The sequence below is a fragment of the Methylocystis sp. genome (genome assembly GCF_050251305.1).
GTDB lineage: Bacteria > Pseudomonadota > Alphaproteobacteria > Rhizobiales > Beijerinckiaceae > Methylocystis.
The window spans coordinates 12,756-38,916 of record NZ_JBFWNB010000025.1 but is presented as its reverse complement, the minus strand read 5'-3'; the positions used below and the strand labels follow the sequence as shown (position 1 = coordinate 38,916).

Annotated in this window: 17 protein-coding genes, 2 pseudogenes and 1 riboswitch; of the genes and pseudogenes, 12 read left to right on the top strand and 7 right to left on the bottom strand. The window is 61.3% G+C overall.

Going from position 1 to position 26,161, the window contains the following annotated elements:
• The first annotated feature begins 100 nt into the window (after window positions 1-100).
• Window positions 101-571, top strand: coding sequence for a DoxX family protein (locus AB7F41_RS10140; RefSeq protein ID WP_428385574.1), 471 nt, complete (start codon window positions 101-103; stop codon window positions 569-571).
• A complete protein-coding gene (locus AB7F41_RS10135) occupies window positions 562-1,497 on the top strand; it encodes a VOC family protein (RefSeq protein ID WP_428385571.1) in 936 nt (311 codons plus the stop codon). The genes AB7F41_RS10140 and AB7F41_RS10135 overlap by 10 nt, the downstream gene beginning before the upstream one ends.
• A 142-nt stretch (window positions 1,498-1,639) precedes the next feature.
• Here the strand turns inward: AB7F41_RS10135 and AB7F41_RS10130 are convergent, their stop codons facing one another.
• Together AB7F41_RS10130 and AB7F41_RS10125 are read right to left on the bottom strand one after the other, a co-directional pair.
• On the bottom strand, window positions 1,640-3,487 hold the full coding sequence (locus AB7F41_RS10130) for a glycoside hydrolase family 15 protein (protein WP_428385569.1): 1,848 nt from the start codon (window positions 3,485-3,487) through the stop codon (window positions 1,640-1,642).
• Window positions 3,488-3,830: 343 nt separating this feature from the next.
• The gene (locus AB7F41_RS10125; RefSeq protein ID WP_428385567.1) at window positions 3,831-6,161 is read right to left on the bottom strand and encodes a glycoside hydrolase family 15 protein; all 2,331 of its coding nucleotides are present in this window, start codon (window positions 6,159-6,161) and stop codon (window positions 3,831-3,833) included.
• A gap of 271 nt (window positions 6,162-6,432) precedes the next feature.
• A riboswitch (Fluoride riboswitch) is annotated at window positions 6,433-6,495 on the top strand.
• Between the two features lie 351 nt (window positions 6,496-6,846).
• On the opposite strand from AB7F41_RS10125, the gene AB7F41_RS10120 reads away from it, so the two are divergent.
• From AB7F41_RS10120 to AB7F41_RS10110, 3 genes are all read left to right on the top strand, one after another.
• Window positions 6,847-7,284, top strand: coding sequence for an EamA family transporter (locus AB7F41_RS10120; protein ID WP_428385566.1), 438 nt, complete (start codon window positions 6,847-6,849; stop codon window positions 7,282-7,284).
• A gap of 73 nt (window positions 7,285-7,357) precedes the next feature.
• Window positions 7,358-8,584, top strand: a complete 1,227-nt coding sequence (locus AB7F41_RS10115) for a cation:proton antiporter (protein ID WP_428406559.1) — start codon at window positions 7,358-7,360, stop codon at window positions 8,582-8,584.
• A 53-nt stretch (window positions 8,585-8,637) separates the two neighbouring features.
• Window positions 8,638-10,272 (top strand): formylmethanofuran dehydrogenase subunit A, encoded by a 1,635-nt coding sequence (locus tag AB7F41_RS10110; protein ID WP_428406558.1) that lies wholly within the window; start codon window positions 8,638-8,640, stop codon window positions 10,270-10,272.
• Window positions 10,273-10,423: 151 nt separating this feature from the next.
• Here the strand turns inward: AB7F41_RS10110 and AB7F41_RS10105 are convergent, their stop codons facing one another.
• Entirely contained in the window at window positions 10,424-11,218 is a 795-nt protein-coding gene (locus tag AB7F41_RS10105; protein WP_428406557.1) for a hypothetical protein, read from the bottom strand.
• Between the two features lie 419 nt (window positions 11,219-11,637).
• Here AB7F41_RS10105 and AB7F41_RS10100 point away from each other — a divergent pair, with 419 nt between their 5' ends.
• Complete coding sequence (locus tag AB7F41_RS10100; protein WP_428406556.1) at window positions 11,638-12,489, top strand: OmpA family protein; 852 nt, start codon at window positions 11,638-11,640, stop codon at window positions 12,487-12,489.
• 198 nt (window positions 12,490-12,687) lie between these two features.
• Here AB7F41_RS10100 and AB7F41_RS10095 read toward each other — a convergent pair whose 3' ends face one another.
• The gene (locus AB7F41_RS10095) at window positions 12,688-14,340 is read right to left on the bottom strand and encodes a phytoene desaturase family protein (protein WP_428406555.1); all 1,653 of its coding nucleotides are present in this window, start codon (window positions 14,338-14,340) and stop codon (window positions 12,688-12,690) included.
• Window positions 14,341-14,770: 430 nt separating this feature from the next.
• On the opposite strand from AB7F41_RS10095, the gene AB7F41_RS10090 reads away from it, so the two are divergent.
• Window positions 14,771-15,520: a class I SAM-dependent methyltransferase gene (locus AB7F41_RS10090; protein WP_428406554.1), complete on the top strand. Its 750-nt coding sequence runs from the start codon at window positions 14,771-14,773 to the stop codon at window positions 15,518-15,520.
• Between the two features lie 96 nt (window positions 15,521-15,616).
• On the opposite strand, the gene AB7F41_RS10085 is transcribed toward AB7F41_RS10090, so the two are convergent.
• From AB7F41_RS10085 to AB7F41_RS10075, 3 genes are read right to left on the bottom strand one after another with little or no spacing between them, the layout of a single operon-like run.
• The gene (locus AB7F41_RS10085) at window positions 15,617-18,703 is read right to left on the bottom strand and encodes an efflux RND transporter permease subunit (protein WP_428406553.1); all 3,087 of its coding nucleotides are present in this window, start codon (window positions 18,701-18,703) and stop codon (window positions 15,617-15,619) included.
• A 16-nt stretch (window positions 18,704-18,719) separates the two neighbouring features.
• Window positions 18,720-19,862, bottom strand: a complete 1,143-nt coding sequence (locus AB7F41_RS10080; RefSeq protein ID WP_428406564.1) for an efflux RND transporter periplasmic adaptor subunit — start codon at window positions 19,860-19,862, stop codon at window positions 18,720-18,722.
• Between the two features lie 28 nt (window positions 19,863-19,890).
• A complete protein-coding gene (locus tag AB7F41_RS10075) occupies window positions 19,891-21,453 on the bottom strand; it encodes an efflux transporter outer membrane subunit (protein ID WP_428406552.1) in 1,563 nt (520 codons plus the stop codon).
• Window positions 21,454-21,804: 351 nt separating this feature from the next.
• On the opposite strand from AB7F41_RS10075, the gene AB7F41_RS10070 reads away from it, so the two are divergent.
• The 5 genes and pseudogenes from AB7F41_RS10070 to AB7F41_RS10050 form a co-directional block, all read left to right on the top strand.
• Window positions 21,805-22,557, top strand: a complete 753-nt coding sequence (locus AB7F41_RS10070; RefSeq protein WP_428406551.1) for a TetR/AcrR family transcriptional regulator — start codon at window positions 21,805-21,807, stop codon at window positions 22,555-22,557.
• 599 nt (window positions 22,558-23,156) lie between these two features.
• Complete coding sequence (locus AB7F41_RS10065) at window positions 23,157-23,714, top strand: nucleoside 2-deoxyribosyltransferase (protein ID WP_428406550.1); 558 nt, start codon at window positions 23,157-23,159, stop codon at window positions 23,712-23,714.
• A gap of 228 nt (window positions 23,715-23,942) precedes the next feature.
• A pseudogene (locus tag AB7F41_RS10060) lies at window positions 23,943-24,891 on the top strand (IS630 family transposase).
• A 311-nt stretch (window positions 24,892-25,202) separates the two neighbouring features.
• A complete protein-coding gene (locus AB7F41_RS10055) occupies window positions 25,203-25,418 on the top strand; it encodes a hypothetical protein (protein WP_428406549.1) in 216 nt (71 codons plus the stop codon).
• A gap of 87 nt (window positions 25,419-25,505) precedes the next feature.
• A pseudogene (locus AB7F41_RS10050) lies at window positions 25,506-25,916 on the top strand (VOC family protein); the annotation flags it as partial.
• Between the last annotated feature and the right edge of the window lie 245 nt (window positions 25,917-26,161).

Genomic DNA, 26,161 nt, shown 5'->3' with positions numbered 1-26,161 from the left:
CCGCTCTCCCGTATTTGTCTATCGGCCACGACTTGCGCCGCGCGCGCGCTTCGTCGAAGACTGAGGTCCCAGATCATAGCGGGAACGAGGAGGCTGGCGAATGGACTGGCTCGTGAACGACGTTGCGCCGACTCTGGCGCGCATTTTCATCGTATGGATTTTTCCGTTCAGCTGCCTGGACAAGATCATTAACTGGGACGGCGCGCTCAAACAGGCGACGTCGAGCTGGCTGCCTGGCGGACCGATTCTCCTCATCCTGGCGATGATCGTCGAGGCGCTGACGCCGCCGATGATCGTGTTCGGCTTTTACGACGGCCTCGCGGCCTTCGTGCTGGCCGGCTATTGCGCCGTTACAGGCCTCGTCTATCACGCGTTCTGGACCTATCCGCGCTTCTGGTCGCCTCAGAGCGCGGGCTATCCTCACATCTGGGATTTCTTCAAGAATTTCGGCCTCGTCGGCGGGCTGATCTTCGTGATGACGGCCAGCGGATTTTTGCCGACCGCGACCGCATCGATCAAGGGCGCGCGGGTTGCGGCCTGTGGCGTCGAGGCGTCGTCGTCATGCCGGTGACGCGGCTGCTCAACGTCAGCCTCACCGTCGAACATCTGCCGCAGGCGGCGGCGTATTTTCGCGATTCGCTCGGTTTCGAAGCCGGGCCGGAGCGGACGCTTGACGATCCCGCCCATCGCCGCCTGCTCGGACTTCGGCCAGAGACGACGGCGCGCGCGTGCGACATGCGCGTCGGCGCGCAGACGCTCGAAATCGTCGCGTTCGATCCGCCGGGCGCCCCCTACCCCGCCGAACGCGCCGCCAACGATCAATGGTTCCAGCATGTCGCGCTCGTCTGCCGCGCCATCGAGATGGCGGCGCAACCGCTTCTTTCAGGCGGCGCGGACAGGGTCAGCCGCGGCGGACCGGTCCTGCTGCCGCCAAGCACAGGAAGCGTGACCGCCTTCAAATTTCGCGATCCGGAAGGCCATCCGCTCGAACTCATAGAATTTCCTGACGGAGTCGGCGCGACAATCTGGCGGGAACGGACCGGATCAGGCGTAATCGGCTACGACCACACAGCGATTTCGACGCTCGATCTCGACCGCAGCCTCGCCTTCTATGTCGGACTGCTCGGCCTGCGCGTCGGCGGGCGCACGCTCAATCGCGGCGAGACGCAGGACCGGCTCGACGGCCTCGACGGCGTGGAGGTGGATGTCGTGGCCCTGGAGCCGGCCAGCGTCGCGACGCCACATGTGGAGCTGCTGCATTATCGCGCGCCGCGCGGCCGTGCCCTTGCCGCGCCGCTTTGCGCCCAGGACGCAGCGTCCGTCCGGCAGGTTCACGAGGTCGATGACCTCGATGCGCTCGTTGCGCGGCTCGGCGCAGCGGGAGCACATTTCGTTTCCGAGCGCGTCGTCGCGCTTGCGGACGGCCGACGCGCCGCCTGCGTCCGCGACCCCGATGGCCATATGCTCATATTGATGAGCAAAGACGCCGCCGCCTGATCACGGCTCATGCGCCTGCCGATGAACGCGTGCGCGCCGACGCCCGATCGACATTCGACGCAAACGGTTGCGTTTCAGCGATCATCGACAGGCGGCAACGGACGCATGAGCGCGAACGCCGTCTTCGAAGACGTTGGTCCGATCATCGAAGAGCTTGCGCCAGAGTCGTCGTCGACTTTGCTCCTGAACAATGGCCGGCGCGCTGTTTGAGCGAATTTTCCGCGAGAAACAGATTGTGAGCGCTATTGACCAAGGCGATGTGCGACAGAGCTTGAGGGAAGTTGCCGATCAGGCGCTTCGCGCGCGGATCATATTCCTCGGAGAGCAATCCGACGTCGTTGCAGAGTCCGCAGAGTCGCTCGAACATCTGCTCCGCTTCCTTCTGGCGGCCCGCCAGCACGAGATTGTCGACGAACCAAAAGCTGCAGGCGAGGAAAGCGCCTTCCCCTGGCGGCAATCCATCCTTGCTTGCCTGCGTGTCGTAGCGCATGACAAAACCATCGGCCATCAGGTTGCGCTCGATCGCGGCGAGCGTTCCTTTCACGCGCGGATCGCTTGCCGGCAAAAAGCCTACCAGCGGCATTAGCAGCACGCTCGCATCGAGCGTGTCGGCGCCATAGGACTGAGCGAAGGCGCCGATTTTGGCGTTGAACGCCTTTTGACAGATATCGTCATGGATCTCCTGCCGCAGCTGTTTCCAGCGATCGACGGGACCCGTAAGGCCGAACCCCTCAGACAGCTTGACGGCGCGATCGAATGCGACCCAGGCCATGACCTTGGAATAGGCGAAGTGCTGGCGCCCGCCCCGGACTTCCCAAATCCCGTCATCCGGGTCGCTCCAGATCGTCGCGAGATGGTCGAGTATCGCGCGTTGCAGGTCGAAAGAGGCCTTGAGCGGGCCGAGTTCCCCTTGGCGCGCTTGATAGAGCGCATCCATGACCTCGCCATAGACGTCCAGCTGCACTTGACCTGACGCCGCATTGCCAATCCGCACCGGCGATGCGCCTTCATAGCCGGGCAGCCAGGGCAGCTCCAATTCGGTCAGCCGCCGTTCGCCCTCGATGCCATACATGATCTGCAATTGCTGCGGGCTGCCGGCGACGGCGCGCAGCAGCCATTCCCGCCAGTCCCGCGCTTCCTGATAGAAGCCGCCATTCATCAAACTCAACAAGGTGAAGGTGGCGTCTCTCAACCAACAATAGCGATAGTCCCAATTGCGCGATCCGCCGAGCTGTTCGGGCAGCGAGGTCGTCGGCGCCGCGACAATGCCGCCGGTCGGACGAAAAGCGAGCGCCTTAAGCGTGATCAGAGAACGACGCACTGTGTGAGACCACTTGCCAGTGTCCTGGCAGCTTGCCGACCATTTGCGCCAGAACTTCTCAGTGTCGTCGAGCGCCAGGATTGGATCGATCGGCTCCGCCGGCGCGTCCCGGTAGGACCGGCCATAGCTCAGGACGAAGGGCGTCGTCTCTCCTTCCGAAACGACGAATTTGCCTACTGTCTTGAGATCGGCGCCGTGCAATTTGACGGGCGTGTGCAGCACCGCCATGTCTGGCCCGGCGATGGCGCGCAATCCGCCGCCTTTCAGACGCGTCACCCATGGCACGGACGAGCCGTAGCTGAAGCGCAAGATAAGCTCGCACGACATGGCGACCTGGCCACGGCGCCCCTCGACGAGCCGGACAATCTGCGAGGGCTCGCCGTCGTCGCGAAGCGGCATGAAGTCGATGAGCGCGACGACGCCGGCGTCGGTCGTGAACTCAGTCTCAAGGATCAATGTGTCGTCGCGATAGCGCCGCGTGATCTTTGCCGCCGGATCGGCGGGCGCAATCCGCCATCGACCATGCTCAGGCGCGCCCAGCAGCGCGGCGAAACAGGCGTCGCTGTCGAAACGCGGCCAGCACAGCCAGTCGATCGAGCCGTCGCGGGCGACCAGCGCCGCCGTTTCACAATTGCCGATGAGCGCGTAGTCTTCGATCGGATGCGCCATGGTCGTCGCTACGCCCCGCGATCTGGTGAGTCCGATTGCGCCAGTTCGTGCCGATGCAATTTGGATTTAAAGCGGCGAAAGGTTCACTGTAAACAGGATTTCATCCCTGCGGTAGGTATTGGTGAGCGGCGACGCCTACAGGCGCGTCGCTCTGGCGCTGGCGGAACAGATTTACGCAAAGATCGGCTCGCTGCGCGAATGTCTGCCGCGTTGCGGCGCGGTAGACGCGCATCGTCGCTCTGGCGAGCGCGCTCACGCCGCAACGATGGCCGAACGCCGAACCTCGAACAGCGCGAAGCGTCGGCGCCGAAATCTTCGTGATGACGACGAACCGGCGCCCCGATCATGGTTTCCGCGTCTCACGGTGCACAAGCGTGTGCGCCTGCGGCCCGTCGACAAATTCGACGCAGTGATCCCGTCCCTCCCACCTTTCGCCATAGCGACGCGTAAAGTCGAGCCGCGCCCGCCCTTGATAACGGTCGGGGTCGATCGCCACGCCCCAGAGATCGAAGGGAAGCGGCTCCGATTCCATATCCTCGACGTCGCTCCAGCCGTCCCAGCCGATATGGAGGGTGAACGGGCGACGGTCCTCGATCAGCAGCGTGCGGCCCTTTTCAAGGCTCGCGACCGGCGTCTCGTTGCGCCAGCGCGTTCGGCGCGCGCGCCGCGCGCCTGCGCCGTAACGCTGCTCGACGCAGGCGAGCCGCTCCACCGGACGCTTCTGCTGACGAGCAATCAGCAGTTTCAAGAACTCCGCATGCGCCCAGACGAGCGGCATGGCGCCGCCGGTCGGCCGTCCAGGAAACAGGCCCCGTTCCGGGATCGGCGGCGCATCCCATATCTGTTCGGGCAGAAGTCCGCCGGAACTGGCGCTTCGGCTGATCGTTCGCAGATATTCGATCGGATCCTCTCCGGCCGCCAGCGCGAGATGGCCGCGCTCGCCGGCGAGAAGCGGCCAGGCGCGCCCGACGCCATTGCCGTCATAGGGGCGACCGTCGTCATATTCGCCATACCCATCGTCATTATAGCGGCGATATGCGGCGCCGGCAGGCGTCTCCGTCTTCAGGACCGCATCGACCACCTTGATCGTGTCGAGGATCCGGCTGTCGGTTCCCGCACGCAGCCCGAGCCGCGCCAGCCAGGAAAAGTCGAGTGCGACGAGCGCGCTGGCGTCGATGGTTTCGCCCTCGCGGTTGCGCAGCTGAACCCGGCCAGTCAGGCCGCCGTCCTTCTCCGGCGGCGCCAAACGCACGTAATAGCCGGCGACGCCTGTCCTTATCGCCATAGGCGCCCCGGACACGTAGCACCAGTGCTCGATGCGTTCGTTCCAGTCGTCGGCGAGGTCGAGCGCATAGTCGCGCTCGCTGTCATCGAGCCAGGGGGCCGCGGCGACGAGCGCAGCGATCACGACCGCGAGCGTGAAAGCGCTGATCCCCGGGTTCTCCTCCCACCGGTCCTGCTCGCTCGACGGGCCCCATTTCGCCATCGCGCCGGCCGCCCGACGCGCCATCTCCCCGACGCCCGGCAAGTCCTGGCGTCCGGATTCCCGCAGCTTCGCCGCAAGCAGAATCGGAAAGCCGGTCTCATCGAGCTGAAATCCCGTCCAGAACGGCCTGCCGCTGGGAAAATAGTTCTGCGGCCAACGTCCGTCCTGCATCTGGACCGCGATCATATGGGCGAGAATGCGCCGCGCGTCCTCGATCTGCCCCGCGGCGATGAGGGCGAAAGCGGCCAATGTCGCATCCCGCGTCCAGACCAAATGATAGCCGCCGAGCGTATCCGTGTGATTGCCCCAGGGCGTGCTCATGCTGGCGACGACGGCGCCAGGAAACATCCTGTCCTCATGGCATTTGAGCACCGTGGCTGAAATCAGCGCCTCCTCGCCGAGGCCGGCGTCCGGCGCCGGAAGATCAAGTCGGCTTCCCCATCGCTGCCAACCGTCGAGGAACTCGTTTTTTATCGGTTCGTAGCCCTCTGAGAGCGCCGACAGCGCAAGCGTGCGCGCGCCGTTTACGCCCGGCGCAAAGCCCAGCGCAATGACGCCCTTCGCATCGGCGAAAGAGCCCGACATGGCGACATTGCCATGTGGCGCAGCGGAAAAGTCGAATGTGAGCCGGCCGTGACGCGCGAGGTCCTGCCATCCGTCGGTCGCGCCGACGTATCCGACGCTCAGATCGACCATCGGCGCATCAGCCGCGACGCAGAGCGACGCGCCTGCGGCGGTTGCGACGAGCGCGCCATCTTCGACCCAGGCGCTGTTGTCGATTCCATTCTCACCCAGGTGGGGGGCGGCGACGATCGCCAAACGATAGGGGCCCTCGACGTCGAAGCGGATCAGCAGAACGTCGCGGCGCGGGTCGGGCAGAAGTTCCAAGGTGAGCCGATAGTCATCGCCCGAGTGCGCGATCGTCAGAAGCGGCACATAAGGCTTGGGCCGGGACAGTCGATAGCGATTGATGCGCTTGAGATCCGCCCAGCTGTTCTCGCCGAGAAGATAAAAGCCGAGGTCGCGAAGTTGCGGCTGGCCTGTCGATGGCCAGTAGACCTCATTGATGATCCCATGGCCAACAGTCGCCCAGAGCCGCGCAGCGCCATGCGCCGTTGTCACGAAGTCCTTGTCGCTTGACGACCAGGTGGGCGCCAGTCCTGGCGCTCCCCATGCGACCCCGCCCATTTTGACGCCTCCCGGAAAAACGCCGCCGGCCGTTCCGTCGCCATCGCGGCCAAGCGAACCGGCGTGGAACGTCGCTCGGGAGAGCTATTCACATCGGCGACGATCAATGCGCAAGGCCTTGCCGCGCGACCGGCGCCAACAACGGCGCTTTCTCGAATGCGTCGGGTAGCTTCGCTTCGAGGTCGAGGCGGGATCGGCCAACGCCACCGCGGTCATTGCGTCCGCGGTCAGGGCGGTCGTCAGTTGACAAGGCCTAGCTGGCTTTGAATACTCCGCCTTTGGCGATGGAGTTCGCCATGTAACCGCCCTCCGGGCTGATGACTCCTGCTTGCGCTTGCACGTCAGGAGTCTGTGTTGAATCCGCCCTTATTTCTCGATTTTCCGACCCAAGCCTGTCGCCGAGCGCGCGTCGGAAAGGTCCGAGCATGGTGACGCTCGCCATCGGCCATTCTGCTTGCCGACGCGTTCCGCCCTCTTCTTCGGCAAGCGTCGCGGGCGATGTCGGCCATCGGCGCCGCACCGCAAAACCGATCGTTGCGCTCAGTTCTCGGGTGAGTTCGCGCGGCGGCGATGGCGCGCAAGCGCAGACGCGACTGAAGAGTCCTGGATACGGCGCGCAACGAAGCAATGAGAACGAACGAGCGTCGGCGCATCGTCGAAAGCTGCTGAAAGAGGAGGTTGGGGCATGAGCCAGGTCCTGGGTTCTTGGCAGTTCTGGGCGTTTTTGTCGGCGACGTTCGCCGCGCTCACGGCGATCTTCGCGAAAATCGGAATCGAAAACGTCAATTCTGACTTCGCGACATTCATCCGCACGATTGTCATCCTTTGCGCGCTCGCCGCTTTCCTTGGAGCGACGAGCCAGTGGCAACGCTTCGACTCGATCTCCGCCCGCAGCTACGCGTTCCTGCTTCTCTCGGGCCTCGCGACGGGCGCGTCTTGGGTTTGCTATTTTCGCGCATTGAAACTCGGGAATGCATCCCAGGTTGCGCCGATCGACAAATTGAGCGTGGTGCTGGTGGCGATATTCGGAGCGCTGTTGCTTCGAGAGCGACTGTCCCTCGGAAACTGGCTCGGCGTTGGCCTCATCGGGATCGGCGCGATCCTTGTGGCGCACAAGACCTGAGTGGAACGCCGTCCGCAATCTATTGACTATGGCCCACACTCATAAAGCGAATAAAAATCGGGAAGGAACGAACATGGCGGAGATTTGGGCCCAAGTCGCGATGGTGTTTGGTCTGGCGCTGATCGCCAGTCTGATCGCGCATCGCTATCGCTTTTCGACGGCGTTGGTGGAAATTATCGTCGGCATGGTGGCGGGCTCGATCCTCGCCGCCGTTGGCGGCTACGCGGCTTTCTCCGTTCAAGAGCCGTGGGTGAAAGCGCTCGCCGGCATTGGCGCGATATTCCTCACCTTCCTTGCTGGCGCGGAACTCGACCCTGATGTTTTTCGGATGAAGTGGAAAGAAGCCGCCGCCATTGGCGTCGCGAGCTTCCTGCTGCCGGCGATCGGGTGCTGGGCGGCGGCGCATTATCTGCTCGGCTGGGAAAGTTCCCCCGCGCTTCTCGCCGGCATCGCGCTCGCAGCCACATCGGTCGCGGTCGTCTACACGGTCATGATGGAATACGGCTTCAATCGCGTCGGGTTTGGCAAGACGATTCTCGCCGCCTGCTTCATTACCGACCTTGGCACTGTCGTGACTCTCGGGCTCGTCTTTGCGCCCTTCACCTGGAAGACGCTATTGCTCGTGGTCGCGCTCGCGGCCGCATTCTTCGGCCTGCCGATCCTTACGCCGCGCGCCTACGCGCGCTTTGGCGGCAAGCCTTCGGAATTCGAAGCGAAATTCTTGCTTTTCTGGTTGATGGCGCTCGGCGCTCTGGCCGTCTGGGCAGGGAGCGAAGCCGTTCTGCCAGCCTATCTCGTCGGCATGGCGCTCGCCGGAAGCGTCGGGCGCGATGCCGCGCTGGTCAAGCGCCTCCGCGCGATCACCATTGGCCTGCTCACGCCGTTCTACTTCATCCGCGCAGGCTATTTCGTGTCGATTCCCGCCGTCGTGATGGCGCCCTTCGGCGTGTTCGCTCTCATCGCCGTCGAGATCGCGACCAAGATCGTCAGCGTCTATCCCGTCGCCAGAGCCTTTAAGTCGCCGCACAAGGACGCGATGTACACGACTCTGCTGATGGCGTCCGGTCTGACCTTCGGCACGATTTCAGCGCTCTTCGGACTCTCCAACAAGATCATCGACGAGGGGCAGTATTCGACGCTCGTCGCAGCGATCATCGGCACGGCGATCATTCCGACTTTGATCGCCAACAGATTTTTTCTGCCGCGTCATCTGCTGCCGAAAGACGAGGCCGAACTGCACACGCCGGCGCACGAAGCCGAAGTCGAGAAAGCGTTGGACGATTCCGAAGTGCGTTCGTAGCACGGGCGCCCACGCAGCGACATGAGGCGCGTTCCGCTTTCGAAGGAGATGCCATGCTGACCTGTCTTCGCGGTGGTCACGTCATCGATCCCGTCAACGGAACCGACGCTTTAGGCGACCTCTGGTTCGAGGACGGCCACATCATTGCGCCGCCACAAGGCCGCGAGGCGGACCAGGAATATGACATCGCCGGGCATATCGTCATGGCCGGCGCGATCGATGTCCATTCGCATATCGCCGGCGGGGGCGTGAACACGGCGCGGCTCTTGATGCCGGAGTCGCACCGCGCGCATCGTCCCCGTCCGCGGGGAACGCCGCTTTCCGAAGCTGGTTGGACGGCTTTTGAGACCGGCCGCCTGTACGCTCAGTTAGGCTACACCACAGCCATTGAACCCGCCGTCCTGCCCCACCACGCTTTGCATGCGCATCTCGAGCTCGCGGACATTCCGATCATCGACAAAGGCTTTCTGACCGTTCTCGGCAATGACGATTTTCTTTTGAGCATCCTTCGCGATCGGGAAGGCGACACAGCCATTGTCGATTACATCGGCGCGACGCTCGAATCGACGCGGGCGATTGGCGTCAAATGCGCAAATCCCGGCGGGGTTTGCGCCTGCAAGCAAAATCTTCGCTCTTTCTCGCTGGACGACAAGGTGCCGGAATATGGCGTCTCTGCGCGCGAGATTTTTACGCGCTTGCAGCGCGCGGTGGCGGCCACCGGGATACCTCACCCGCTGCATTTGCACATGAGCAATCTCGGGCTTGCGGGAAACATCGAAACCGCGCTTGGCACCATCGACGCGGCGCAGGGCGCGCCGCTCCATCTCGCGCACGCGCAGTTCTACGCCTATGGCAAAGACGGAAAGAACGGTTTCTCGTCCGCTGCCGCGCAATTCGCGGAGAAGATCAACGCCAACAAGAATGTCACCATGGACGTCGGCCAAGTGATGTTTGCCGACACGGTGACGATCTCCACCGACGTCATGAAACAGTTGAACAGCCTGCCCGCCGGTCGTCCGAAGAAAGGCGTGATCTTCGACGGCGACGCCAACGGCTTGGGCGTGGTGCCCTATTCCTATCGCGTCTCGGATTTTTATAACGCGGTGCAATGGGCTGCGGGTCTAGAATTATTCCTGCTGACCGAAGATCCGATGCGCGTGTTCTTTACGACGGATCATCCAAACGGCGCGCCCTTTACGACCTACCCGGAAGTTTTCGCCTTGCTGATGGGCGCCGACAAACGTGCGCAGTGGATGTCGCGCTTGCCGGCGGAGGTGTTGGAAATGACCAGCTTGCCGTCGATCAAGCGGGAATACACTTTATATGAAATCGCCGTGATGACGCGCGCCGCGCCACGCAAGCTCTACGGATTCACCGATCGCGGAGAACTCGGGGCGGGCGCGGTCGCCGATATCGCGGTGTATAAGCCGCAACGGGACAAAGCGGCGATGTTCCGCAACGCAGCCTATGTCTTCAAGGACGGCCAGCTCGTCGTGCGCGACGGCGAAGCGCAGCGCTTTACGCGCGGAAAAACATTGTTTGTCCGCCCGGACTACAACCGTCAGATCAACAAGCGCCTCGACGCCTATTACGACGACCTTTACGGCCTTCCGCGTTCGATGTTCGAGGCGCCGGACAGGGCGCTTCCAAACAGGAATTTTTTTGCTGAAATTCTCTGCCGCAACTGACGGCGTCTCTCGGCCTCAGCGATCGCCGCTGTCCGTGGCCCGGAGCGGCACGCGCGCCATGATCGCCGACGAAACATTCGCGTCCGGCGCTCGACACGCCGTCAAAGCCCAACGGATTCTTTCATATCCGGTTCAGAAAACCCTAGGTCAGTCACTTCTCGCTTTGGACGTCGGCGGAATAACCGTTGATCGCCTTCGCCGTATCGATCATCGGCTGCTGGCTGACGGTCACAAAGCCGATGCCCCAGCGATCGATATCCTGGATCAGCAGGATCACGCCGGCGATGAGCAGCGACATCAGATATACCGGAAATCGTGGCCGCCGCCGCTCGATTCCGCTGGCGTATCCGGTGAAGGCCAACGCCACCATGGCGATGCCGTAAAGCGAAAACACGACGACGATCGGCACATGATTTCGAACCGCCGTCAGTCGAATTTCTTGGACGTCGAACATTTCGTTCAGCGCCTGAATATAAAGGCCGGTGGGGACCATCGCGTTATCCTTCGCCGAGGCCGCTTTGATCTGCCGCCAGAGACCCTCCTGGATCCTGTTTGAACGGGCGATCGCGGCGGCGAGTTCGGCGGGAGTCGGCACACGGGTCGCGAGGTCCAGTCGAATCTGCACATAATCGTGAAACAATCTCAGGCTCTCGGCGCCATATGGCGCGGGCAATAGACGCGCGCGTAGCGCGGCGGTGCCGATGGCGTTCGCCTCATGCAAGATGGCGTCGCGCCGCGCGTCGAAACGCGACAACGCCATAGCGAACGTAAAGCCCAACATCAGCGCGAGAAGCCCCAACATCGCCGCCTCCAGTGTCGCGATGCTGGCGCCGGCTCCCTCTGGCGAACGCGCGCCGAAACGGCGGCCAATTTCACTCGCGCCGACGAGAAGGATCAGGCTTGTCAAGAAAATGACGCTGAGCGGGTAATCAATGAAGGCTTCCATGTGTCCGAAATTCCGTTGAGCGGGGCCCCCACCGTAGAGCCAATCCCGCGGCGTTGCCACGTGGCGCCAACGTCTTTGAAAAGGACGTCAACGCCAAACGGCGCGTGCAGCGCATACGCCGGGCTGTTCACTGCGGGGATGGAAACGGCTCGCCAAAGCGACGGAGGAACGAGCCAATCCGAAGGTTGTATGGCGCCCAGTCTTCGTCCGGCGAAAACCGGCGGGACATAGTGCAGAAACGCGCATGTATCGCATGAACGTTACTCTCGAGGGGCGCTGAAGAGAAAATCGAAGATACCGGACTCTTCTATCGTTCATGCTGATTCGACGAACGCCTAAGTTCGAGTCTCCGGCAAAATGCAAGAACGACATGGGGGCGGAAGGCAACGTCAGCACAGCTGTGCGCTTCGAGGACGCCGATGGACACGAATTTCGCAATCGGACGCAACGCCACCCGAGACAGAGGCGCGCCGGAGGCGTGGGTGTGGCGCCATTACACCGGAGAGCTCCCGCAAAGCCAGCACGCGCATGCGGCTTTACGTGAAGGGGATTCGCAGCCCAACGTCGAGAAGGGCATGCATCCCGTTGCGATAACGCTCGGCGTTGCAGTCAGCTTCGCCGTCGTGTGTGGACTTTCCTGGTTGTTCACGCCGGGCGCTCCACCAAACCTCGGCGGCGGTTCTGTATCTGATCAGCAATCCTACACGCCGCCGCCTGTCAGTATGGCGGAGCCATCCACTCGCGAAGCGAACTCAGCTGAAGAAGCCCCGGCGCCCCCGCCTGTCAGCGTGGCGGAGCCTCGCGAAGCGAACTCAGCTGAAGAAGCCCCGGCGCCGCCGCCGGCGGAGAATCCGGAAAGAGACGGCGCGACGACGAAAAATTCCATGGCGCCAGGCATTGAGGATCGGCTGCGCGCGTTTCTTGAACACGGTCCCGCCAAGGGGGCGCAATTCGATCTCGCTGGGGTAGCTTTTGCTGCCGGCACTGCGGCGCTGAGCTCGACGGCGCGCGAAGAACTGCAACGCGTTGCGCGAGTAGTGAAAGCCTATCCGGGAGTGCATGTTTCGATCGGGGCGCATAGCGCCGCTGGAGAACGCTCGGCAAAGTCTGAAAAGCTGTCCGCCAAACGTGTGCGAAAGGTGCGGAGCGAACTCATGCGATTGGGACTTTGGCGCTCCTCGCTCACACTGGCAAGGGACCGAGCCCGGTCTGACTCCGCCATCGCCGACGCGTGCCCCGGCTGCGTGTGGATTTACGTCAGAAAGAAATGACGGCGTTTTACGGCGTGGCCGGAGCGATCGGTTCGCACGCCGGGCTGGCGAGCGACGCCCTTCGCCCCTCGACAAATGTTGTTGTTTCGCCGAAGAACGCCAGAAGCGCCGCTGTGTCAGCTGAGGCGGCGCCCCATTACAGCGGGGAGCAAATTCCCTCAGCCGCAAGCAGAAAACTATTTTGACGGAACAGGGAGCCTAACGTGGCAAATGGGGAATTGGGCCACTCTCTAGCCATCGCTTCCGGACGAAACGCTTACGCTTGAGATCGCGCAGGATTTCGCGAGCAGCATTATGTCCTGGCGCGCCTGTGACTCCGCCTCCCGGATGAGCTCCCGAGCCACACAAATAAAGACCCTCGATTGGCCCCCGATAATTCGCATGGCCCAACATCGGGCGCGCCGAGAAAATCTGGCGCAGATCGAGAGATCCATGGAATATGTCACCGCCGACGAGGCCGAACGAACGTTCGAGGTCAAGAGGCGACAATATCTGGCGCGCCAATACCGAGCGCCGAAAATTCGGCGCATATTTATCGACCGTCTCGATCATCAGATCGGCGACCGTTTCGCGGTGATCGTCCCATGATGAACCATCGGGCAGCTTCGGCGCGACATGCTGGCCGAAAAGGCTCGCCACGTGCTGTCCCCGCGGCGCGAGCGTGCCGTCGAGCGTGGAAGGGATGACCAATTCGACGATCGGGCGGCGCGACCACCCAAATGAACGGGCGTCAAAATAGGCGCGCTCCATGTAGCCCAGACTGGGCGCGATGATGATTCCTGAAGCGTGGTGCTCCGCACATGCGCGTCCAGGCAAGGCGCTAAAGTCCGGTAGTTCGGAAAGCGCGACGTTCATGCGAAACGTGCCCGAACCACAACGCCATTTTTCCATCCCCTGCCGAAATCCATCAGGCAAGGTGAACGACTCTACGAGGTCGAGGTAAAGCAGCTTAGGATTAATTCCTGCGGCGATCGCCGTGGCGCGAATCGCTTCGCCCCCTTCTGTCTCAACGCCGACCGCGCGTCCATTTTCGATAATCACCCGGCGGACCCGAGTCGAAAGCTTGATTTCCACGCCATGGGCGACGGCGGCCTTAGCCATGGCTTGCGTGATGGAGCCCATCCCGCCGATAGCATGGCCCCAGACGCCCTTCTTGCCGTTTACCTCGCCGAAACAATGATGCAGGAGAACATAGGCCGAGCCTGACGCATAGGGACTCGCATAATTTCCGACGACGCTGTCGAAGCCGAACGCCGCCTTGATGGGTGCGCTTTCGAACCAACCGTCGAGAAAATCGCCGGCGGAGCCCATGAAGAGATCTAAAAGATCCCGCTGCAGGTCGAGTCCAAGGGCCCGAATTCTGTTGCCGATCCTGCCGGCTTTGATCCATTCGGCGATCGCGGACAATGGGCGGCCCTCAACGACATTCGGGGGCGTTTCGAGCACAGTGGCGCGCAGGACATCGGCGACAGCCGTCAGGCGGGCTTGATAATCGTCGAGACGATCTGCATCTCGCGTCGAGAACTTCGCGACCTCCCGTTTGGTCTGGCCTCCCCCAACCTTCAGGAAGCCGCCATCGTCCAATGGTAAGAAGTTTGATATCGGACGTTCGACAATGCGCAGACCATGACCGGCAAGATCGAGATCGCGAATGATCTTCGGGTTCAACAGAGAAACAGCGTACGATGCGACCGAATTGAAAAAGCCGGGGCTGAACTCTTCCGTGACGGCGGCGCCACCAACGACCGCGCGTTGTTCGAGCACGACTACCCTGAATCCTGCCATCGCCAAATAGGCGGAGCAAACGAGACTGTTATGCCCGCCGCCGATGATGGCCATGTCGTACATCATTCACGTTTCCCTGATGCGATCGACTGTTTGATGCTTGACGTTCCCGACGCTGTTCCAAAAAGGTGATGAATAGCAACTCAAGAGCAACAAAGCCGGGCGCACAATCGACTTTTATGTCGCGAGTCAACAGCGAAGCGGTAAACCTCGCGATAGTACGCAAATTATGAAATGTGCGACGTTAGCAAAATGGCTCTGTTGAGCCATTCTCTGTCAATTTCAATGCCGGAAAACTCAGCATTGTAACATAGCAGCTGCGGAAGCAAGAGTGGTTGGCGTATCACGAGGCCGACCACTGTCGGCCGTCTACCTCCCTGCGCTCACGCGGCGGTTTTTGCGACAGCGCGGTCTTGTCGAACGCGGCAAATTCGGGAAGAGTCGGACCCGAACTGGCGCCCATCCGGCCAATCCCAGCTAAAGCGGGAGTCAGGGCATGACTACAGATTACAATGAAGGCGAAGTCGCACAGCAGTATCAGCAAGCCAAGAAGCAGCCGTGGCGGGAACGAATTGAAGCGTATTCGTTCCTCAGGTTCATCGGCGACCTCACTAACAAGACCGTCGTCGACATGGCGTGCGGTGAAGGTTACTTCACTCGTCGGCTGCGCCAGGGAGGAGCCGCGAAGGTCGTGGGATTCGATGTCTCCGATCGGATGATCGAATTGGCTCGCGCGCAGGAGGCGTCCAACCCGCTAGGCATCGAATATATTGTTCATGACGCGCGTGAAGTAGCGCTAGGCAAAGACTTCGATCTGGGGGTCGCTGCATGGCTCTTGGTCTACGTGCGCGAACGTCAGGAACTCGCGCAGATGTGCCGCGGCATCGCCTCGTGGCTGAGACCGGGTGGCCGATTTGTCACCTTTACCACAAATCCGGATCTGTACTCGTTTCAGCCCCGTGGCGACTATCGTCGATACGGTTTCGAGATTCTTTTGGAAGACCGCGTTTATGAAGGCGCCCCGATTCAGTGGCGCGCCCACCTGGACGACGCCACGCTGGAAGTCGAGAATTATTACCTGCCGATTTCGACTTATGAGTCGGCGTTTCGCGCGGCGGGCTTTCGAGATTTCCAGGTGCGCGCATTAGAGCTGTCACCCGCTGATGACGGGGTCGATGATCGCGAGTATTGGGCCGAGTTCATGCGAGCGCCGCCGGCAGTCATCGTGGAAACTATCAAGGGATGATCTCATCGAAGGGGTTCGCGCCGGAACTGCGGCGCGACCACGCTCGATGCCGGTTGTCGGGCATCAAACGTCGCGCCGCATCTTCATGGTCGCCGATCACGAAGCTTTGGCGAGTGCGGAAGGCTCCGCCGCGTCAACTTGCACGGTCGCCGAGTGATCCGCCGCCAGCACCAGGTAGACGGCGGGAAGAACGAACAGCGTGAAGAGCGTGCCGATGGAAAGGCCTGAGGCGATCACAAGACCCATATTGTAGCGCGAGGCTGCGCCTGCGCCGCTGGCCAAGATGAGCGGCGCCACGCCAAGGACCATGGCGGCGGTGGTCATCAGAATGGGGCGCAGTCGAATGGCGGTCGCCTTGAGAATCGCTTCGCGTTTCGACGCGCCGGCATGCTGAAGCTCATTGGCGAATTCGACGATCAATATGCCATGTTTGCTGATCAGCCCCATCAGCGTCACCAGGCCGACTTGCGTGTAGATGTTGATGCTCGCGCCGCCGAAGCCAAGCAGGATGAACGCCAGCGCGCCGGCGATCGACATCGGAACGGACACGAGGATGATCAGCGGATCGCGAAAGCTCTCGAACTGAGCCGCGAGCGCGAGGAAGATAATGATCAGCGCGAAACCGAAGGTCACCAGGAAGCCGCCTGACTCCTGCACGAATTGGCGCGAGGGGCCGGCGTAGTCGATCGTATAGGTTGAAGGCAACACTTGGCGTGCGATCTCTCTCAACGCGTCGAGCGCCTCGCCGGCGATGACGCCAGGGGCGGCCACACCGGATATCGTCACCGAATTAATTTGCTGAAAATGGTTGAGCGACTCGGGAACGATGGTGGTCTCGAGCTTGGCGACGGTCGAAAGCGGCACCAAGGAGCCGCTCGCCGTCTTGATGTAGTAGTTCAGGATCTGATCCGGATTCAGCCGAAATCGCTGGGCGACCTGCGGAATGACCTTGTAGGAACGGCCGGCCAGTCCGAAATATTGCGTGTAGCCGCCGCTCAGCGCGGTGGTGAGCGCGCCGCCGACATCAATCATTCTCAATCCGAGTTGCGCTGTCTTTTCGCGGTCGATAACCAGCGACAATTGCGGCTGATCAATCTTGAGATCGGTGTCGAGGAACATGAACTTTCCCGTCGCCAGAGCTTTCGACAAGAACTCTCGAGAGAGATCGCTCATCTTCTCGAAAGGGTCGCTGCTCTGAAAGACGAATTGAATCGGCAAGCCCATCGAGCCAGGAAGCGGCGGCGGCTGGAAGGCGACGAAGCGCACGCCCGGCACGGCGCTCAGCTCCTGTTGGAGCATACGCTGTAAGTCCTCCGCCCCGACTTTGCGCTCCTCCGAAGGCTTCAGCACCATGCCCGCGAGGTTCATGGCCGGCGAATTGATCTGAAACACGCTATCAGTCTCAGGGTGCTTGGCGATGATCTTATACGCCTCATTAGCGTAGTACAGCTTTTGCTGAAGAGTCGCATTCGGCGCCGGCGTCGCTTGCGCCAAAATGATGCCCTGGTCCTCGTTTGGCGCGAGCTCGCTCTTGGCGTTGGCGTAGAGCCAATAGATGCTCGCAAGCACCAGTCCGCCGAAGACGAGCGTCACCGGGACGTAATTGAGCGAGGACTCCAGGAGCGCCTGATAGCGGTCACGAACGGCGTCCATCCGCGCGTCGATAAAGCCGACGATGCGGGACTCAAGCGTTTCCGCGCCTTGGTTCGGGGGCTTGAGCGCTAACGCGCAGCTCACCGGCGACAGGGTCAGCGCGACAATGCCGGACACGGTGACCGCCGCCGCGAGCGTGAAGGCGAATTCGACGAAGAGCGCGCCGGTGAGGCCGCCTTGGAATCCGATCGGCACATAGACGGCGATCAGCACGATCGTCATGGCGATGATCGGTCCGGCGAGTTCGCGCGCCGCCAGCAACGCGGCGTTGACCGGCGTAAGACCTTCGGCGAGATGGCGGTTGACGTTTTCGACGACGATGATCGCGTCGTCGACCACGAGGCCGATCGCCAGCACCAGCGCAAGCAGCGTCAGCAGATTGATCGAGAAGCCGAATGCGAGGAGAAACGTCAGCGAGCCGATCAGCGAAAGCGGGATCGCCATGATCGGGATCAGCACCGAGCGCCATGATCCCAAGAACACGAAGACGACGGCGGTGACGATGAGGACCGCTTCGATCAGTGTGTGAACCACCTCATCGATGGAGCTGTTCACGAAATTCGTCGTATCGTAGACGATTTCGCTGTTCAAGCCTTTGGGGAGCGCTTTTAAAATGTCGGGATAGGCGTCTTTGACGCCTTTGACGACATCGAGCAAATTCGCGTTCGGCGCCACCAGTATGCCGATATAAACCGCTTTCTTGCCGTCAAACGACACCGAGGATTCATAGTCGTCCGCGCCAAGCGTGACATTGGCGACGTCGCGCAGCTTCACATTGGCGCCGTTCGCGTGCTTGACGACAAGGTTGCGGAACTCCTCGAGCGAATGGAGCGAGGTCGCCGCCGAGAGATTGACCTGAACCCATTGGCCTTTGGTCGAGCCGAGGCCGGCAATATAGTCGTTGCCCTGGAGAGAGGCCGCCACCTCGGTGGCGGTGAGGCCATAGGCGGCGAGCCTCACCGGATCGAGCCATGCTCGGAGCGCAAAGGTCTTGCCGCCGATGAGCTCCGCCGTCTGCACGCCTGGCACGGATTGCAGACGCGGCTGCACGACGCGGATAAGATAATCCGTCACTTGGCTCGGCGTGAGGATGTCGCTGTTGAAGCCAAGATACATGGCGTCGGTCGTTTGGCCGATCTTGACCGTGATGACGGGGCGCTGCACGGCCTGCGGCAATTGGTTGATCACCGAATCGACCTTGGTGCTGATCTCGGTCAGCGCCTTGCCGGAATCATAGTTCAGCCGGAGATTGGCGGTGATCGTGCTCGCGCCGATCTGACTGGTCGAGGTGAGATAGTCGATGCCATTCGCCTGCGCGATGGCGTTTTCCAGCGGCGTCGTGACGAAGCCGGCGACGGTCGCCGGATCGGCGCCGAAATAGGACGTCGTCACCGTGACGACGGCGTTCTGCGTGCGCGGATATTGCAGCACGGGCAAAGTCGCTAGCGATCTCAGGCCAAGCACGAGGATCAGCAGGCTGATGACGCTGGCCAGCACCGGGCGACGCACGAAAATGTCAGTGAAACGCATATTGCGGAATCTCCGTTCACTGATCCACAGGCTTGGGATCGTCGTCGACAGGCGGCGGCGGATGTTGCGAAATGGCGAGCGGCGAGCCGTTGTGCAGCTTGACCTGACCGGCGGTGACGACCGTGGCGCCTTCCGGCACGCCTTCGAGCACCGATACTTCGTCGCCGCGCGACTCCCCGAGGCGAACGAAAGCCTGATGCGCCACGAGCCCGGAGCTTTGCGGAGGCTTCTTGCCCGCGCTCTCCTCGTCTTTTTGCGCTAGGAACACCGAATTGCCGAAAGGCGCATAGACGATCGCCGTTTGCGGCAGCGTGATGAGGCGCTGGGGTTTGCCGGTCGCGATGTCGACCGACGCGAACATGCCGGGCCGCAGCTTGCGTTCGGCATTGGCAAGGCTGGCGCGAATCTGGACGTTGCGGCTCGCGAGATCCACCTTGGAGCTGATCGCGTCGATCTTGCCCTTGAAGGTCTGGCCGGGAAAGGCGTCGACGGTCGCGGCGATCGCTTGTCCGACCGAGACGCCATTCAAATCCTGCTGCGGCAGCACAAAGTCGAGAAAGATCGGATCGAGCGCCTGCAACGTCACAATCGCCGTTCCGGCGCTGATATACTGGCCAAGATCAATCTGGCGGATGCCAAGCCGTCCCGCGAAAGGCGCAAGCAGAGTCTTTTGCGCGATCACCGCCTCCTGCTGCACGACTTGCGCGTTCGCGCTTCTCAGATTGGCGACGTCGGTGTCGACCGTCGCCTGGCTCACAGCGCGAATTTTCAACTGCGCCTGGTCGCGGCGCAGGTTGATGGCGTTGAGTTCCGCGGCGGCTTTCAATGATTCAAGCCGGGCGTTGTCGGTATCCTTGCGTAACTCGAGCAGAATTTGCCCCGCCTTTACGTCCTGGCCTGACTGGAAGTGGATCTTCTCGACAATGCCGGAGGTTTCGAGCGCCAGGTCCGCGCCATCGACGGCGCGAAACGTGCCTATCGCTGATAGTTTGGGACGCCATTCCCGATAGGTCGCCGTCGTCACCGACACGGTTTGTGGCGGATTGGCCATGGAGGCGAGGAACCGTCCGATCATCATCGAGCGGAAACTGACGAAGCCGTAAAGACCTCCGAATAGGAGGGCGACGCACGCCAACATGATCATCATTGGCTTGAACATCGATCCGAGACGGTCTTGCAAAAGCGTATTAACGGGCACGGGAGCGTTCCTCAGCCTCGGCGCGTATGGCCGCTGCGATCGGCAGGGTTGAAATGAGATCGGTGGGTTTGGGCAGCGACGCCGGAGTCTCGTCGAGACGATTCCACCAGCCGCCGCCGAGCGCCTGCATCAATGCAGCGGTATCGGAGAAGCGCGCCGCCTGCGCCTGGACGCGATTGATCCGAGCGTTGAGCAGCGTCTGCGCGGCGTTGAGCACCGTCGGATAGGTGGTCGAGCCTGCCGAATATTGAGCCTGCGAGATATTCAGGCTTTCGGCGGCGGCCTTTTCCGCCGCAACCTGCGAACGCAGCGTCTCCGCATCATGCTTGATCGCCTGCAGCGCGTCGGCGACATTTTGAAAGGCGCTGATCACTGTCGCGCGATATTGCGCTTCAGCCTGTTCCAGCGCGGCGAGCTTCGCCTCGCGCTGGTGGAACAATCTGCCGGCGTCGAACGCTTGTCCCGAGAGCTGCGCCGCAAGATTGTAGACTGAGGTCTGCGGCAAGAACAATTGCGAGAAATTCGAAGCCTGACTGCCGCCACTGCCCGTCAGCGTAATCTGCGGCAGCATATTTGCGGTGGCGACTCCAACATTGGCGCTCGCCTGATGCAATTGCGCCTCCGCCGAAAGCACGTCGGGACGCTGACGCACCAGATTGGACGGCAGGCTTAACGGCAGATCGCGCGGCAGATGCAGATGCTCTATGTCGATCGCTTCGCCCTTGTCGTCGTTGGGAAAACGGCCGAGATAGGCCATGAGCTGATTGCGCGTCTGCGCGCGCGCCTTTTCGAGCGGCGGCAGCGTTGCTTGCGCCTGAGCAACGAGCGCCTTTTCCGAGACCACGTCGGCCGCGCTCACGGCCCCGAGCTCGAAGCGCTTCTGCAATATGTCGAGTTGCTTCTGATAGGCGGTGATGAGATCGCGTGTGACCTTGATCTGCGAGGCATAAGAAGAATCGGCGATCGCCGCGGTCACCACATTGGCGGTCAGCGCGAGATAGGTCGCCTCAAGTTGAAATCGCTGATATTCGGCTGCGGCGAAATCGCTCTCAACCGTACGCATCGTCTTGCCGAAAACGTCGGGCGTGAACGACACCGCCACATTCGAATTATGAAGCGAGAAGAGCAGCGCCGTCGGCCCACTGGACGACGAGCTTTGCGCCAAACTGCCGAATTGCGCGGTCGTTATCTGCTGGCGCGTGACGCTCTGGCCTAACGTGGCTTGCGGAAGGAACGACGCCGCATCGGCTTCCGTGGTTTCTCTGGCCTGGCGCAACGCCGCTTCTGCGGCGGCGATGTTGGGATGATTCGTCACCGCCTCGGCGACAAGCGCCGAAATTTGCTTCGAGCGGAACAGTCGCCACCATTCGCCCGGAATGTCGCGGCCAGGCACGAGCCTTTGCGCGCCGCCTCCTGCGATGGGAGACGATTGCGTGACATTCGCAGGCTTGCCCACAGCGTAGCCCGCGCCCTGGGGCGCCGGGGGCGCGATAAAGTCGGGCCCGACGGCGCAACCGGAAAGAACTGGCGCCTGGAGCAGGCCGAGAACCATGACGCCAACCTTCGCTCCGCCCGAAGTCGGTTGGCGTCCCTGGCGCGCCGCAATCTGTGGCGCAACGAGCCGCTCCCGGCGAATCGGACGGCGATCCCGCGCAAGCGGAACGAGCAATGGCCGCGATTTTTGTGCCGTCCATTCCATTTCGCACCCAGAAAAAACTGAACAGTTTAGTTTTATTCTTGCCAAGGAATAGCTGTCAACGCTAAACTGAACCAAGCGGTTTAGTTTGGATGTTTTGCAACAAGGCGAAGGCGGCGCTTCGCCGTTTAAGACGGCCAACGACCGGGTCTGTCTCGACTTAATTGCGGAGGCTCACATGCGCCTGTTCTCGCTGGAGGCCATGACTTGACGGCAAGAAAAGACAGCGGCGCCTCGTCCCTGACGGCTGCAGCAGCGCAGCCCGCGCTGGCCGGTCGTTCCACGGAATGTTCATCGCCGGAGACATTGGCGGAAGCCCATGTTGCGGGACGGAAGGAATGTTCCGTCATTGCGGCCGCCCGGAAATTATTCCTCGAGCAGGGTTTCGTTGAGACAAGCATGGATGCGATCGCGCGATCCGCGTGCGTGTCGAAGGCGACGCTCTACGCTTACTTTCCGAGTAAGGAGGCATTGTTCGCCCATTTGATCGAAGCGGAATGCCGCCTGAAGGCCAGCCGTCTGCAGATGCCGGATCTCGATATCGGCCTTGTCGAGGCGCTTCGAAGCTTCGCCCGTCAGTTTGTCGAGGTGTATATGACGCCGGAGTCGATGGCGTTCTTTCAGGCGATATCCAGTGAGCGCTCGCGCTTCCCACAGCTCTGCCAGCTCTTTTTTGACAGCGGGCCGAAAAACGAACTCCTGCGTGTCGCAGCGCTGCTCGAAGAAGCCAAGGCCCGTGGTCTTTTGACGTTCTCAGACGCAACTGAGGCCGCAGGCCATTTTTTGAGTCTTATCCGCGGGGACCTGCCGCTTCACACGGCGCTTGGTCTCGAACCGAGAGACGAAGCCTCAGTCGCCGCGATGGTCGATGCCGGGATTGGCGCTTTTCTGAGAGCATACAGAGTGGAGGGAACTCCATGCGTCGGAGCAAAGCGTCACAAAAGAATTGCTTCAAACTGAATGTGCAATGCGGAGCAACGCTTGATCCAACCACGCGCTGCGTCCGAGGTCACAAAATATGCGCTCGACGAATGTGCGGACTTGGGCAATACGGTCGGCCTTGGCCGTGAAATCGCTGTGGTCGCTAATTTCGCTTGGAAGTAGCTAAGGCGACATCGCAGCGCTCTTCCGCGAGGCCGCGCGCGCTTGGACTCGGGGCGAATCGTATCGGGCTATATTCACAACCCAGACGGAGACATGGCGGGCTCGGAGGGCGCAGGAACAACCTGCGCGACGGAGCCCACGATAAACTATAACTAAGCTATAATAGTAATAGTAGATGCTCCCTTAAACGGAATAGAGATTGGATTGATTTTCGCTGTGCCACTGTTCCAGACGCACCTGCGACCCATTTGTTACCGGACCAATATTCTTCGGGAGACTGTGCGGAGAGTCCGGTTTGACGGAATTCCCGTCATAGCGCGTTAGCTGGCAGCCAAAATTGCCATCGAAAGCTAACACTGACTCTGGACCGTCTTTTCCAAGAACTTTAGTTGCTTTGCGCCTTACCACTCAGTGAGGACGGAGCGCGTAGCCAAACCAGGGCCGGAATCGTTGTTATGATGCTCAGCGATAATCCTTCCGCCTACAAATCTTTTCTAGCTTGTCCCATCAGCGGTTTCATGCGCTTCGGGCAGCTCAAGTTACCCCCACAGTTCGAACGCTTCATCCGCGGCATCTTCGCCGTGCTCAAGGAGGAAAGTGACGAAACGTTTCTTGCGCTCGCAAGAGAGCGCTGGGGCGCCGCCATCATGCAAGGCGACATTTGTACCCCGTTAGATTTCGAAGAAATGCGCCGCTGCGACCTAGTGGTCGCTTATCCTGGCACCTCGTGCGGCGTAGCGATAGAACTGGGGTGGGCGTCGGCCCTGGGTAAACCGATCATTCTGCTGCTCGACCCTATCGGCGATCACACCCCGATGATCCGGGGACTGGGCATGCTGCCCGGTTCCCGTGTCGAGACCGTGCCAGTTGAGATGGTCGACGGCTTCCCACTACTTGGAGATCCAAGTCACTTGCGAAGCAGCATTCGCGCAAATCGGGGACAGGCACGGCGCCGCGATGACGAACAAGCGGCGGAGAAAAACACCCGTAAGATCGATGGTGCGACGCATTAGCGTGCCCGCGAGAACGACGCGCTCGATCTCGTATCGAAAGCATCCGCGGCGATCAAAGCATTCGAGGCACAAGCGTCATGCGCTCCTTCGATAACGAGAGATCGCCAAAGAGGTCCAGGAAAAGTTCGGATAACGCTAGATCGGTTCACATTTTTTTAGAATCGGGAGGATTCCCCTTATGCAGGGCTTGTGATTCAAGATGCTGGCTGGGCTAGAGGCCAGCATCCGATGGCGCGACCTCTTTCCAATGATCTTCGCGAGCGTGTAGTTGCCGCAGCAGCGGCAGGCGAGAGCTGTCGTTCGGTTGCGAAGCGTTTCGGCGTTGCGGTTTCCTCGGTCGTGAAGTGGTCGCAGCGTCGTCGGACGACGGGGTCGGTTGCGCCCGGCAAGATGGGCGGGCATCGCAAGCGCGCGCTGGAACCGCACCGCGCCTTCATCATCGAGCGGATCGAACAGACGCCGCATCTGACGTTGCATGGGCTGAAGACCGAACTGGCGGCGCGCGGCGTGAGGTCTCGCACAATGCGGTGTGGCTGTTCCTGCGCCGCGAGGGGCTGCGGTTCAAAAAAACGCTGTTCACGCTTGAGCAAGGGCGCGCCGACGTCGCCCGCAGGCGGCGACGCTGGCGATCATGGCAGTCCCGCCTCGATCCTCGACGACTGGTTTTCATCGACGAGACCTGGATCAAGACCAACATGGCGCCGCTGCGCGGCTGGGGACCGAGAGGCAAGCGTCTGCGCGGCTTCGCGCCGCACGGCCGCTGGCGCACGCTCACCTTCCTCGGCGCGCTGCGCTGTGGCCGTCTCGCCGCGCCTTGCGTCTTCGACGGCCCGATCAACGGCCTGTGCTTTCGCGCTTATGTCGAGCAGCAACTCGCGCCAGTCCTTCAGCGCCGCGACATCGTCGTGATGGACAATCTCGGCAGTCACAAATCCGCCGCGGTGCGAAAGGCGATCCGGGCGGCCGGCGCGCGGCTCTGGTATCTCTCGCCCTACTCCCCCGACCTCAACCCGATCGAGCAAGCCTTCGCCAAGATTAAGGCACTGGATGCGACATGCGCAGAAACGAACGATCGAGGACACTTTGGCGGCACATCGGCCGCCGCGTCGAAGAGATCGAACCAAGCGAGTGCGCAAACTATTTTGCAAACGCCGGATACGCTTCCGTCAAATCGTGAACCGCTCTAACAGGAGTCCGCTTTGAAAATGAGCACGCGGAGACGATCGCGAAGGCCGCTCGCCTTTTCTACAGTCCATTTGGCGACAAAGCCTCAATGTCGCCCGGCGAATTCTCTGACCAACTAAACAGCATGCGAAGACGCATGTGGGGGCTCGTCGCCGCAATTGGAGGAGTCCTCGTCGACAGCGACGACGAAGCCGAGGCGAGGGGCGTCCTACAACTCGCGCATGACATCACACGAGAGATGAACAGATTGTCCGAAGCGTTCGACGCCGAGCGTTTGATCGAGCACAAGCAGGAGGCGCAGTCATGAGCAGCAATCCCCAAGGCTTCGACTGGGACGAACTCGATCATGTCCATGATCGCGCCTATGCACTTCATCTCGGTATTCTCGCAATCAAAGACGAGCTGGACGACTTTCGGGCGGGTCCCGCGCTCATCCAACTGTCGATGGACATTGCTGACCAGCTTGGCGCGATCCTCAAGCCGGGCCGCGCTAAAGGTGCGCAGGAGGGCGCGCAATGACGACCTTCTACGCCTCGAAAGCCACCATTCCGCAACTGTGGATCCGCATCCAGAGCATGCGGCTCTCGCGCCGTCGGCTTCAATCACGTCGCGCTGGAAGTAGGCGACATCGATGCAGCACTGTCATTCTATGCGCAAGTGTTCGAGTTCGAGCTTCGCGGCAAGAGCGAGGATATGGCCTTCATCGACCTGGGCGACCAATTCCTCGCTCTTCAGAAAGGTCGCCGCCAGTCCAGAGACGACAATCGTCACTTTGGGCTGGTGGTCGACGACAAGGACGCCGTCCGCCGGGCGCTGGCTGAAGCAGGCATCGAAGTACTGCCCGGGCCTTTCCTCGATTTTTACGATCCGTGGGGCAATCGCGTCGAGGTCGTCGGCTATGAGAACATTCAGTTCTCCAAGGCCCCGAACGTACTGCGTGGCATGGGTCTGACGCACATTTCCAAAAACGCGCAAGCACTCAAGGAGCTTGCCGCTAAGGGAATGTCGCCGCCCTAAGTTTTGCTCGGTCATAAATTCATTTTTCAAACGGTTCGTTGACAACAGGGACATCAAAACAATCGTCGCCCCAAGGCGCGCCAACCTAGTTGCGGGTGCTGGCGATTGACGACGCGACGTGGCGTTCTGGTCTGATTGACGGGTCCTCGTGGTTGACAATCCTCTGGCTGCGCAGTCGAGACCGGAACGTAGGTGAGGGTCGATAGGCAAGGATGAATGGCGTCCAAGAATTCCTGCTGGGGGCG